12 protein-coding genes are annotated in these 12,061 nt (G+C 70.5%); 3 read left to right on the forward strand and 9 right to left on the reverse strand.

Going from position 1 to position 12,061, the window contains the following annotated elements:
- Positions 1 to 50 precede the first annotated feature (50 nt).
- The gene (locus tag V1457_RS28645; RefSeq protein WP_338598211.1) at positions 51 to 2,135 is read left to right on the forward strand and encodes a prolyl oligopeptidase family serine peptidase; all 2,085 of its coding nucleotides are present in this window, start codon (positions 51 to 53) and stop codon (positions 2,133 to 2,135) included.
- Between the two features lie 67 nt (positions 2,136 to 2,202).
- On the opposite strand, the gene V1457_RS28650 is transcribed toward V1457_RS28645, so the two are convergent.
- The 5 genes from V1457_RS28650 to cmk all read right to left on the reverse strand — a co-directional run bounded on the left by V1457_RS28650 (position 2,203) and on the right by cmk (position 6,956).
- On the reverse strand, positions 2,203 to 3,312 hold the full coding sequence (locus tag V1457_RS28650) for a histidine kinase (protein ID WP_338598214.1): 1,110 nt from the start codon (positions 3,310 to 3,312) through the stop codon (positions 2,203 to 2,205).
- Positions 3,309 to 3,974 (reverse strand): response regulator transcription factor, encoded by a 666-nt coding sequence (locus V1457_RS28655; protein WP_295139821.1) that lies wholly within the window; start codon positions 3,972 to 3,974, stop codon positions 3,309 to 3,311. The genes V1457_RS28650 and V1457_RS28655 overlap by 4 nt, the downstream gene beginning before the upstream one ends.
- Positions 3,975 to 4,096: 122 nt before the next feature.
- A complete protein-coding gene (gene der, locus V1457_RS28660) occupies positions 4,097 to 5,566 on the reverse strand; it encodes a ribosome biogenesis GTPase Der (RefSeq protein WP_307850289.1) in 1,470 nt (489 codons plus the stop codon).
- Positions 5,563 to 6,237 carry a lysophospholipid acyltransferase family protein gene (locus tag V1457_RS28665; protein ID WP_338598220.1) on the reverse strand — a complete coding sequence of 225 codons (675 nt, stop codon included), beginning with the start codon at positions 6,235 to 6,237 and terminating at the stop codon, positions 5,563 to 5,565. The genes der and V1457_RS28665 overlap by 4 nt, the downstream gene beginning before the upstream one ends.
- Positions 6,234 to 6,956: a (d)CMP kinase gene (gene cmk / locus V1457_RS28670; protein ID WP_200073025.1), complete on the reverse strand. Its 723-nt coding sequence runs from the start codon at positions 6,954 to 6,956 to the stop codon at positions 6,234 to 6,236. The genes V1457_RS28665 and cmk overlap by 4 nt, the downstream gene beginning before the upstream one ends.
- 184 nt (positions 6,957 to 7,140) lie before the next feature.
- Here cmk and V1457_RS28675 point away from each other — a divergent pair, with 184 nt between their 5' ends.
- Complete coding sequence (locus V1457_RS28675) at positions 7,141 to 7,623, forward strand: TrkA C-terminal domain-containing protein (protein WP_338598224.1); 483 nt, start codon at positions 7,141 to 7,143, stop codon at positions 7,621 to 7,623.
- A gap of 174 nt (positions 7,624 to 7,797) precedes the next feature.
- Positions 7,798 to 8,970 carry a cation:proton antiporter gene (locus tag V1457_RS28680; RefSeq protein WP_200073027.1) on the forward strand — a complete coding sequence of 391 codons (1,173 nt, stop codon included), beginning with the start codon at positions 7,798 to 7,800 and terminating at the stop codon, positions 8,968 to 8,970.
- Positions 8,971 to 9,103: 133 nt separating this feature from the next.
- Here V1457_RS28680 and V1457_RS28685 read toward each other — a convergent pair whose 3' ends face one another.
- The 4 genes from V1457_RS28685 to V1457_RS28700 form a co-directional block, all read right to left on the reverse strand.
- On the reverse strand, positions 9,104 to 9,874 hold the full coding sequence (locus tag V1457_RS28685) for a pseudouridine synthase (protein ID WP_200073028.1): 771 nt from the start codon (positions 9,872 to 9,874) through the stop codon (positions 9,104 to 9,106).
- Positions 9,867 to 10,652 carry an SMC-Scp complex subunit ScpB gene (gene scpB / locus V1457_RS28690; protein ID WP_338598229.1) on the reverse strand — a complete coding sequence of 262 codons (786 nt, stop codon included), beginning with the start codon at positions 10,650 to 10,652 and terminating at the stop codon, positions 9,867 to 9,869. Before scpB ends, V1457_RS28685 begins: the two co-directional genes overlap by 8 nt.
- Positions 10,649 to 11,515, reverse strand: coding sequence for a segregation and condensation protein A (locus tag V1457_RS28695; protein WP_407074800.1), 867 nt, complete (start codon positions 11,513 to 11,515; stop codon positions 10,649 to 10,651). The genes scpB and V1457_RS28695 overlap by 4 nt, the downstream gene beginning before the upstream one ends.
- A gap of 161 nt (positions 11,516 to 11,676) precedes the next feature.
- Positions 11,677 to 12,051 carry a hypothetical protein gene (locus V1457_RS28700; RefSeq protein WP_200073029.1) on the reverse strand — a complete coding sequence of 125 codons (375 nt, stop codon included), beginning with the start codon at positions 12,049 to 12,051 and terminating at the stop codon, positions 11,677 to 11,679.
- Positions 12,052 to 12,061 lie beyond the last annotated feature (10 nt).

Consider the following 12,061-nt stretch of genomic DNA (forward strand, 5'->3'; position numbering starts at 1 on the left):
CGACGCAACCTGATTCCTCTCCGACCTTCTCGAGCTGGCAAGGTGCAGTCATGCCGTCCGCGCCCTCGTTTCCCCGCCACAGCGCGCGCACCCAGGGCTTCACCCTCGGCGTGCCGCGGAACTTCACCGTCACCGCAGGTGGCGAGTCCGTGCTGTTCCTCCGTTCCAACAGCGGCACCGACCGCAGCAACGCGCTCTGGGTCTGGGATGCCGCGAGCGGGACCGAGCGGGTGCTCGCGGACCCGGCGAAGCTGCTCACCGACGACTCGGTGTCCCCCGAAGAACAGGCCAGGCGGGAGCGTTCCCGGGAGCGGGCGACCGGCATCACCGGTTACGCGACCGATCGGGACGGCCGGTGCGTGGCGTTCACGCTGTCCGGCCGGCTGTTCCACACCGACCTGAGCACCGGTGAGGTGCGCGAACTTCCCGCCGAACAACCGGTGGCCGATCCGCGCCCGGACCCGCGCGGCCGGTTCATCGCCTACCTCTGCGACAGGTCGCTGCGGGTGATCGGCGTGGACGGGGAAGGCGACCGGGCGCTGGCCGAGCCGGAGAGCGAGACCGTCAGCTGGGGCGCGGCCGAGTTCATCGCAGCCGAGGAAATGGACCGCCACCGCGGCTACTGGTGGTCCCCGGAGGGCACCGCGGTGCTCGCTGCGCACGTGGACGAAAACCCGGTGCAGCACTGGTACCTCGCCGACCCGGCGGAGCCTGCCAAGCAGCCCACGAGGCTGCGCTACCCGGCAGCGGGCACCTCGAACGCCGAGGTGGCGCTGGCCGTGCTGAGCCTGGAATCCGGCGCCGTCGACGTCGACTGGGATCGGGAATCGTTCCCGTACCTGGCGACCGCGCACTGGAGTCCGCACGGACCCCCGCTGATCACCGTGCAAAGCCGCGATCAGCGTGTGCAATCAGTGCTGGCGATCGATCCGGCCAGCGGCCGGACCCGGGAAGTGCACCGCGACCTCGACGAGCACTGGGTCGACATCAAACCGGGTTCGCCCGCCTGGCACCCCGACGGCCGTGTCGTACGGATCGCCCCGCAGGACGGCGCGTACCGGCTCTTCGTCGGCGACGACCCGTGGACACCGGCGTCGCTGCAGGTCCGGTCGGTGCTCGACATCGACGAAGACGTGCTGGTGACGACCTCCGGGCAGGACCCGGCCGAAATCCACGTGTACCGCTGCACCGAAGGCGGGGCCGAACGCATCAGCACCGAGCCGGGCGTGCATTCGGCCAGCCGCGCCGGGAACGTGCTGGTGCTCGCCTCGGCCGGGTTGGATCGGCCGCACACCTCGTTCCGGGTGAGCGACCGGCAGCGGCGGCTCGGCGAAATCGGCTCATACCCGGAAACACCCGCGGTCGTGCCGAACGTCGAACTGCTGCGGCTGGGCGAACGCGACCTGCGCACAGCGCTGCTGCTGCCGCACGACCACAGCGCCGACCAAGGACCGCTGCCGGTGCTGCTCGACCCCTACGGCGGCCCGCACGCGCAACGCGTTCTCGCGCGCCGGCAGGGATTCCTGACTTCGCAGTGGTTCGCCGACCAGGGCTACGCCGTGGTCGTCACCGACGGGCGCGGGATGGCGGGCCGCGGCCCGGCCTGGGACCGCGCGATCAGCTCCGACCTGGCGAGCCCACCGCTGCAGGACCAGGTGGACGCGTTGCAGGCGCTCGGCGAGCAACGCGGCGAACTGGACTTGAGCCGGGTCGCGATCCGCGGCTGGTCCTTCGGCGGTTACCTTGCCGCGCTGGCGGTGCTTCGCCGGCCGGACGTGTTCCACGCGGCGATCGCGGGCGCGCCGGTGGTGGACTGGCGGCTCTACGACACGTTCTACACCGAGCGCTACCTCGGCCACCCGGACAGCGAGCCGGAAAACTACGAGGCGAGTTCGTTGCTCTCGGACGCGGCGAACCTGCAACGCCCGCTGCTGCTGGTGCACGGCACCGTCGACGACAACGTGTTCCCGGCACATTCGCTGCGGCTCTCAGCAGCGTTGACCGCGGCGGGACGGCCGCACACGATGCTGCCGCTGCCGGGGGTGAGCCACATGCCCACCGACGAGACGACCTCGGAGAATCTGCTGCTGTTGCAGGTCGAATTCCTGCGCCGGACGCTCGGTGCCGGTTCATGAGCGCGAAACTCGCGGCGTGCGAACCGGCGCCGCCGTGGGTTCGTCGCCGACTCGGCTGCGCGCGTGATCAGCCGGGCGGCTCGAGCGGCAACGCGGCCAGCAGCGTGAACCCGCCTTCCGCAGTGGGTGCCGCCTCCACCCGGCCGCCGAGCATCCGAACCCGCTCCGACAACCCCTCCAGACCGGCACCGCTACCCATGTCGGCCACATTTCCGGTCTGCGGCGGGGACTCCGGGGCGTCGTTGCGCACCTCCGCGCGGACCATCCCGTCCGCGCGGCTCAACCGCACGGCGACCCGGGAACCGGGCGCGTGCTTCGAGACGTTCGTCAACGCCTCCTGCACGACCCGGTACAACGCCCGGTCGACCCCGGAAGGCAGCGGCAGCCCGGATTCCATTTCGTCGGACAGCTCCGCGCGGATGCCGGTTGCGCGCGCCTGTTCCACGAGCTCGGGAATGGCCTGCACGCTCACCGCCGCCCGGTGGCCGGACGCCAAACCCAGGGTCGTGCGCATCTCGCCCAACGCTTCCTTCGCCATGCCGCGCAACCGGTTCGCCGAATCCCGCACCTCGGCGTCCTCGCTCACGGTGGCCAACGCGGCGGCCTCCACCCCGATCAACGTGACGTGATGACCGACCGAGTCGTGGATCTCCCGCGCGATGTGGGCACGTTCCTCCGCGCGAGCGGTCTCGGCCTTCGCGTACGACTCCGCCTCGGTCGCCTCCCGCAGCCGCAGCAGACTCGCGGTCAACTGCTGCCGGGTGGCGATCAACGTGCCGATGATGATCGGGCCGCTGGCTGCCAGCAGTACGAAAGCCAGCGTGAGCAGCAGGTTCGGCAGCGCCAGCGACTCGCGCAGCAGCACCGGCACCACCGCCACCACGGTCACCAGCAACACCCAGCCCGCCAGCCAAGGCGAACCGGACCGGGCACGGCCGAGCCGGAACAACGCCACCACCGTCGGCGGCCACCCCAACCCACCGGCCATCGCAGGCAGGCACAGCAACACGGCCAGCCGCGGCCACCAGCGCCGCAGCACCAGCGCGGCACTGGCGATCAATGCGGACAGGAGCGAAAACCACGAATCCGTCTCCGCGAGCAGCACCGCCGCGCCAGGCACCAGCACCGCGAGCACGTCCAGCACCACCGGCCGGACACGTGCCAGCGCGCACCTCAACGGCGCTCGCCCTCACCTGGCCCGGCCACGCGCTGCGCGATCAAAGCGGCCTGCACCCGGTTCTCCGCGCCCAACTTGCTCAGCACCGTCGAGACGTAGCTCTTCACCGTCGCCTCGGTCAGCCCGAGCTGATCACCGATGTGCGCATTGGAACGCCCGTCCCCCAACAATTCCAGCACCTGCCGCTCCCGCGCCGACAGACCGCGCACCAACCGGACTTCCTGCGCGGTGTCGCTGAGCGTGCGGAACTTCGGCAGCAACCGCGCCGCGATCCGCGGATCCAGCACCGCGCCACCGCTGGCCAAGTCCTGCACCGCACGCACCAGCGCCGCCGGCTCGGCATCTTTGAGCAGGAATCCGTGCGCACCCAACCGGAGCGCCTCGGCAACGTAGTCGTCCAGATCGAACGTGGTCAGCACCGCCGACACCGGCGGCCGCGGCACCGCGCGTAACTCGCTCAGCGCCGCGAGCCCGTCCTTGACCGGCATCTGCACGTCGACCAGCACCACGTCCGGCTGGTGCGTGCGCACCGCCGCCACCAGTTCATCGCCGTCTCCGGCCTCACCGACCACGCGGATCGCGCCGTCGTGTTCCAGCAGTACCCGGAGGCCGCGCCGCAGCATCGCTTCGTCATCGGCAAGCACCAACCGAATCGGCCGCACCGCAGAGCTCCCCCCAGCGGGATCTGCTCGCACCCTGAGTCACCTCCCCTGCTCCGAGGGCTAGGGGCAGGCTATCGGCAAGGTCATCTTCGGCTGCGTGCAGTACCCGCCAGTTCGCCCGATCAGCGGCGTCCGCTGCGCCGGTCGTCCTTGCGCTCGCGGACCCGAACGGAGATCCGCACCGGGCTGCCGGTGAACCCGAACGTCTCCCGGAACTTGCGTTCCAGGAACCGCCGGTAACCGGCCTCCAGGAATCCCGTCGTGAAAAGCACGAGCGTCGGCGGACGCGGGTGCGCCTGCGTCGCGAACATGATCTTCGGCTGCTTGCCGCCGCGCACCGGCGGCGGCTTCGCCGCCACCAGGTCCGACAACCACGAATTGAGCTGGCCGGTGGGAACGCGGGTGTCCCAGGACTGCAACGCGGTGCGCAGCGCGGGCGCCAGCTTGGCCACCGAACGCCCGGTCTCCGCCGAGACGTTGACCCGCTCGGCCCAGCGGGCCCGGTTCATCTCGCGGTCGAACTCCTTGTCCAGCCGCCGCCTGCGGTCGGCATCGACCAGATCCCACTTGTTGCAGGCCAGCACCAGCGCCCGGCCGGACTCGATGACGGTGCCGATCACTCGCAGGTCCTGCTCGGTCACCGGCTCGGACGCGTCGATCAGCACGATCGCCACCTCCGCCGCCTCGATCGCCGACTTCGTGCGCAGCGAGGCGTAGTACTCGGTGCCGCTGGCGGTGCGGACCCGCTTGCGCAGGCCCGCGGTGTCGACGAACCGCCACACCTCGCCGTCCAGCTCGACCATCGAGTCCACCGGGTCGACCGTGGTGCCCGCGACCTCGTCCACCACCGCGCGCTGCTGGCCGGTCAGCCGGTTGAGCAGGCTCGACTTGCCCACGTTCGGCTTGCCGATCAGCGCCACCCGGCGCGGACCGCCCGCCACGGCGAACTGCTCGTGCGGCACGTCCGGGAAAACGTCCAGGATCTCGTCGAGCAGGTCACCCGAACCGCGCCCGTGCAGGCCGCTGACCGGGTGCGGCTCACCCAGTCCCAACGACCACAACGCGGCCGCGTCGGCGTTGCCGCGCGCGTCGTCGACCTTGTTCGCGGCCACCAGCACCGGTCGTTTCGACCTGCGCAGCACCCGCGCCGCGGCCTCCTCGGTGGCGGTAGCGCCGACCTTGGCGTCCACCACCAGCAACACCGCGTCCGCCGTGGACATCGCCATCTCGGCCTGGTTCGCCACGGCCGCCTGCAAGCCCTTCGCGCTCGGCTCCCAGCCACCGGTGTCGACCACGGTGAAGCGTCTGCCGTTCCACAGCGCGTCGTAGGCCACCCGGTCCCTGGTCACGCCCGGGGTGTCCTGCACGACCGCCTCGCGGCGCCCCAACAGGCGGTTGACCAGCGTCGATTTGCCCACGTTCGGGCGCCCGACCACCGCCAGCACCGGCTGCGGCCCGCCTTCGGCGGAATCCTCGTCGTCCTCGACGCCATCGAACTCGTGCCATTCCGACTCGTCCGACCAGGTGCCGTCCAGGCCACCGTCGAGCGGCGCGCCCAGGTCGTCCGGGCCGCCCACCGACTCCTCGGTCACGCTCGCATCCCTCTCGCATCGTCTTCGGGGGCATCGGAGATCAACCGGTCCAACTCGGCGATCAACCCGACCAGTTCAGCGCGGACTTGATCGGTCGCGGCCGTCAACCCGGCGCGCCCCTTCGCCGCCGGCAGCGCCACCGGCTCGCCGAACAGCACGTCCACCCTGGGTAGCAGCCTACGGCCCCGGCCTTCGGGTCGGCGCGTGCCCCGGCACGCAACCGGCAGCACCTGCGCGCCAGAGGTCCGCGCCAGCCACGCCGCGCCGTGCTGCGCGTTGGACATGTCGCCGTCCCCGCGCGTTCCTTCCGGGAACACCCCGACCAGGCCGCCGGACCGCAACACCCGGACCGCGGCCAGCAGCGGAGTGCGGTCCGGCTCGCCCCGGCGCACCGGGATCTGCCCGATCCGGCGCAGGAACCAGCCCAAGGCACCGCGGAACAACTCAGTCTTGATCAAGAACGCCGCGTTGCGCGGCAACATTCCGTACAGCAGCGGGCCGTCCACCAGCGAACTGTGGTTGGCCACCAGCACCAGCGGGCCGGTGCGCGGAATGCGCTCCGCGTGGTGGATCCGCACCCGGTAAGGCAGGCGCACCACGGTGGTGGCGATGAGCCGACCGACCCGGGCCAGCTTCGACGAGGACCCCTCGGGCAGGTCGATCGCGCTCAACGTGCTCCCTCCGCGCTTGCGAACAATCCGCGGCTTTCCACCATCTTCCACAGCTGCTCCAGCACACCGGCCACGTCGAGCTGGGTGGTGTCCAGCTCCACCGCGTCCTGCGCGATCCGCAGCGGCGAAACCGCACGTCCGGAGTCCAGCGCGTCCCGCCTGCTGACGTCCTCGTGCGCGCGGCCCACGTCGGATTCCCGCCCGGCTTCCCGGTCCTGCGTGCTGCGGCGCATCGCGCGGGCCTGCGACGACGCGGTCAGGTACACCTTCAGCCCGGCGTCCGGAGCCACCACCGTGCCGATGTCGCGGCCCTCCACGACCACGCCCCCGGGACGGGCGAGCGCCTCGCGGATCAGCCGCCGCTGCTCGTCCACCAGCAGCTCGCGCACGGCCGGGACCGCCGAAACCGCGGAAACCGCGCCGGTCACCTCCGGCCCGCGGATCTCCTCGCCGACGTCCTCGGCATCCAGCGCCACACCCGGGCGCAGCGGATCGGTCCCCATCACCGGCACCGCGCTCGCCGCGACACCCGCGACGGCCTCCGCGTCACCGATCACCACTCCGGCCCGTAGCACCGCCAGCGTGACCGCCCGGTACATCGCCCCGGTGTCGAGGTACGACGCCGACAGCGCCGAAGCCAGCTTCCGGGCCACCGTGGATTTCCCGGTGCCCGAGGGGCCGTCGAGGGCCACCACCCCTCGAAGCTCGGCGTGTGCCACGTCGAGTCTCCTCCTTCGTCGTCACCGGCCCAACGCCGGATCAACCACTCATTGTGCCTGGCCCGCCCCAGCGGAACCCAATCGCGTCCGCCCCGGCACCACCCGGTCACCAACGGCGCGTGCGTTCCTTGTGCGCCGCACCGGGACACCCGAACGAGCTGACAGGTGTACTACCCTTTCGTTCGTGGACGTCACAGTGACCCCGCTGCCGGGACTCGGGAGCCAACAGGACTTCGTCACCCGTTCCGGGCACCGGATCGGGGTGATCACTTACCGTGACGGGCGCTACGAGCTGATCGTCTCCGGCCACGACGACCCGGACAAGGTCGCCGCTTCGGCCGGGCTGACCTCGGAGGAGACCAACACGCTGGCGAACCTGCTGGGTGCGCCGCAACTGGTCGCGCAACTGACCGAGCAGCAACGCGAAGTCACCGGGATCAGCACGTGGCAGCTTCCGGTCGTCGAGGGCTCTCCCTACGACGGCCGCCCCCTCGGCGACACCGAGATGCGCACCCGCACCTCGGCGTCGATCGTCGCCGTCGTCCGCGGCGGAACCGTGCACCCGTCGCCACGCCCGGACTTCCTCTTCGATTCCGGCGACCTGGTGGTCGTCGTCGGCACCGCCGACGGTCTGCGCGCCGCAGGCGACATTCTCGAGCGCGGCTAGCCGGCACCCGCTCGAGGAGCGGCTCGGCGCAGCCCGCAGGCGGGATCAGCGCAACTGCAAAGAGGGAAACGAGGTCGTCCGCAACGGCCGGGGACGCGGTCCCCGGGCGGGTAGCCCCGTGCGCCGCGCGAGGGACAACTCAGGCAGGCACTCGGACAGGCGAGAGGAAACACGGTGCACGACACGGCGATCTCCCTCATCGAATTGGGAGCGGTGTTCTTCGGTCTCGGCATACTCGGCCGCCTCGCCTGGAAAATCGGAATCTCACCGATCCCGCTGTATCTCATCGGCGGTATCGCGTTCGGCGAAGGCGGCGTCATCCCGCTGCACGGGATCGAGCCGTTCACCCACCTCGCGTCCGAAATCGGCGTCGTCCTGCTGCTGCTCCTGTTAGGTCTGGAGTACTCGGCGAGTGAGCTGGTCACCGGCCTGCGACGGTCCTGGATGGCGGGCCTGGTCGACATCGTGCTCAACGCCGCGCCCGGGGCGCTGGTGGCCTGGGCGCTGGGCTGGGGCCCGATCGGCGCGTTGACGATGGCAGGCGTCACCTACATCTCCTCGTCCGGGATCGTGGCCAAGGTCCTCGGCGACCTCGGCAGGCTCGGTAACCGGGAAACGCCGGTGGTGCTGTCCATGCTGGTCTTCGAGGACCTCGCGATGGCGCTGTACCTGCCGATCCTCACCGCGGTGCTCGGCGGGGTGAGCCTCCTGGGCGGGCTGACCGCGGTCGGCATTTCGCTGATCGTGATCTCGGTGGTGCTGGTGGTGGCGCTGAAGTTCGGCCGCTACGTCTCCGCGCTGGTCGACAGCCCCGATCCGGAAGTGTTCCTGCTGCGGTTGCTGGGCGCGGCACTGCTGGTCGCCGGCATCGCCTCGGAGCTGCAAGTCTCCGCCGCCGTCGGGTCGTTCCTGCTGGGCATCGCGATCTCCGGGTCTACCGCGCAGAACGCGACACGGATGCTGGAGCCGCTGCGCGATCTGTTCGCCGCGGTGTTCTTCGTGGTGTTCGGGCTCAACACGAACCCGGCGCAGATCCCGCCGGTGCTCGGTTACGCGCTGCTGCTCGCGGTGGTCACGGCAGCCACCAAGGTCGCCACCGGTTGGTTCGCGGCCCGTTCGCAAGGCATCCGGAAGCTGGGCCGCGCCCGGGCCGGGGCCGCGCTGGTGGCGCGCGGCGAGTTCTCGATCGTGATCGCGGGCTTGGCCGTCGCCGAGGGCATCAACGGTCAACTGGCCGCGCTGTCCACCGCGTACGTGCTGCTCATGGCGATCCTCGGACCGGTAGCGGCGCGGTACGTCGAGCCGGTGGCAAGGCTTTTCGTGGGACGTCGCACCGTCAAGGCATGATGCCTCCGAGCTTCTTCTGCAAAGTTGCGCTTCGGGGTTAATTTCGCTCGACACTGAAAAAATTACGGTCGTCGATGAATCCGGGCGGCAAAAAGCCCGTGGGTTCGCGAACCCACGGGCGACCGCGGCAAGATCACATGTCGACGGCCCGGTAGAGCGAACCGACCTCCTTGCGGTCCAGCTTCCGGATCGCGCCGGGCCGCTCGTTGTTCAACCGGACCTCCCCGATCGCGGTCCGCACCAGCCGCTTCACCGGGTGCCCCACCTGCTCCAACAAGCGGCGCACGACGTGCTTGCGGCCCTCGTGCAGCGTGATCTGCACCAGCGCGCGCGGGCCGGTGACGTCGAGCAACCGGAACCCGTCGACCTTCACCGGCCCGTCATCGAGCTGAACGCCCGACTTCAGCCGCCGCCCGAGATCCTTCGGGATCGGCCCCGGCACATCCGCCACATAGGTCTTGAGCACCTCGTACGAAGGGTGCATGAGCCGGTGCGCGAGCTCGCCGTCGTTGGTGATCAGCAGCAACCCCTCGGTGTCCACGTCCAGCCTGCCGACGTGGAACAGCTTGCCGTCCCGCTCCCGCAGGTAGTCGCCGATGCACGGGCGGTCCTGATCGTCGGACATCGTGCAAAGGATGCCCCGCGGCTTGTTCAGCAGCAGGTACTGCACGTCCTCGTTGATGTTCACGCGGGTGCCGTCCACGTGGATCACCGAGTTCTCCGGATCGACCCGGCGGCCCAGTTCGGTCACGGGCTCGCCGTCGACCTCGATGCGCCCCTCGGTGATCATGTTCTCCGCCGCCCGGCGGGAGGCGACCCCGGCCCTGGACAGCACCTTCTGCAACCGGACACCTTCCGGCTTCGACTCCGCACCGGACGTGGTCGGGGCACGGTGTTCAGACATCGTCGATCGTATCCACTTCAGGGAGCAGGGGAGCCAACGGCGGCAGATCCTTCAGCGACGACAGGCCGAGCCGCTCCAAGAACAGCTCCGTCGTGCAGTACAGGTTCCCGCCGGTCTCCGAATCGGTACCGGCCTCCTCCACAAGGCCGCGCCCTACCAGGGTACGGATGACGCCATCGACGTTGACACCGCGTACCGCCGCCACCCGGGAGCGGGTCACCGGCTGGCGGTAGGCGACCACGGCCAGCGTCTCCAGCGCCGCCCGGGTCAGCTTCGAGCGTTGCCCGTCGAGGAGGTAGCGCTCCACGTAGGGCGCGTAGGTCTCGCGCGTGTAGAACCGCCAGCCGTCGCCGACCCTGCGCAGGTCGAAACCGCTCCCGGCGTCGGCATAACCCTGCGCCAACCGCTGCAGCGCGGTGCGGATCCGCGCCACCGGCTGCTCCAGCGTGCTCGCCAGCAACTCCTCACCCGCGGGCACGTCCACCACCAGCAGCAGCGCCTCCAACGCGGAATCCAACGCCTCGTCGGACGTCAGATCCGGAGGAGCCTGCGAAACCGCCACCGAATCACCTGGTTCGGCCCCGTCCGGTCCTTGCGCAGTTCCCGAGTCCCCGGCGGCCAGGTCCTCAGCAGCCAGGTCCTCAGCGGCCGGGTCCTCAGCGGCCGGGTCCTCAGCGAGCGGACCCCCCGCGACCGTGTCCTCCGCGTCATCGGCCGCCTGCGCCGCAACAACACCGGGCAGCTCATCGCCGGGAACGTCGTCGTGCACCGAACTCACCCGTATTCCTCTTCCTCGACACTCGCCCGCGCCGCGTCCGCCGCCGCCTGCGCCTCCTGCACGCTGCCGCCGACCCAGCTCACCAGCAGGTTCCCCAACGGGTCCTGCTGCTCGAACGCGATCACCTGCTCCCGGAAGAGCTCCAGCAACGCCAAGAACCGCGCCACGATCTGCACCGTGTGCTCGCAGTCGGCCACCAGCTCCGAGAAGTCCGCCGACCCCTGCTCGGCAAGCCGCACCCGCAACAGCGCGGCGTGCTCGCGAACCGAGACCTGGTGCTGGTGCAGATGCTCCAGCGACACCGTAGGCGGCGGTTTCGGCCGGAACACCGAAGCGGCGACCTCGGCCAGCCGCTGCGGCCCGACACCGATCATCACCTCCGGAAGCAAACCCTCGAACCGCGGTTCCAGCGAGACCGAACGCGGATACCGCCGCAGCGCACCGGCCTCCAACTCGCTGAACAACGCCGCCACCTGCTTGTACGCCCGGTACTGCAGCAGCCGCGCGAACAGCAGGTCCCGCGCCTCCAGCAGCGCGAGGTCCTCCTCGTCCTCGACTTCCGCGGCGGGCACCAGCCGCGCCGCTTTCAAATCCAGCAACGTGGCAGCGACCACCAGGAACTCGGTGGTCTCGTCCAGATCCCATTGCTCGCCGAGCGCCTTGGTGTAGGCGATGAACTCGTCGGTGACCTTGTGCAGCGCGACATCGGTGACGTCCATCTGGTGCTGCGAGATCAGTTGCAGCAGCAGGTCGAACGGGCCCTCGAAGTTCTCCAGCCGGACCGTGAACCGCCCCGACTGGTCCGCACCGGAGGCAGCAGGCAGCTCGGCGTCCTGCGGGGGCGCCGCATCACCGGTGTTCATCTGCTCGGTCAAGTCGGTCGATTCGTCGGTGGGCGCCGGCGACTCATCCGGCGCCGCTGCTTCGTCCTGCGGTGTCGTCGCCGCACGCTGGAGCGTCGCTGCGTCCTGGGCTGCTGCGTGTTGATCGCCAACGGCGGACCCGGCCCCGTGCGGGGAGCCGGTCACTCGCCGCGCTCCTGCCGCAGCCGACGCACCAGCACCGAATCCGCTCCCTGCGCCTCGAAATCGGCCAGCAGCACCGCGACCGCCTCCCGGACGACCCTTCCCCGGTCGGCCGCGAGACCGTGCTCCGCGCGCAGCGCGAGCCGGGTCTGTTCCAACGCCAGCAACTCCTCGTCGGAGACGTACACGGTGATTTTCGCATCGTGCCTGCGCCGGCCCGAGCCCGACCTGCCCTGGCCGTCGGACCTGCCGCGGCCGTCCGGCCCCTGATCGGCTTCGGGAGCACTGCCGGACTGGGATCGCTCCTGCTCCGCAGCCCGCCCCGTCGTGCGGAACAACTCCGCGGCGCCGGGCAACGTGGCACGGCGCTTCACCCGGCCACCC

The sequence above is a fragment of the Saccharopolyspora sp. SCSIO 74807 genome, assembly GCF_037023755.1.
GTDB lineage: Bacteria > Actinomycetota > Actinomycetes > Mycobacteriales > Pseudonocardiaceae > Saccharopolyspora_C > Saccharopolyspora_C galaxeae.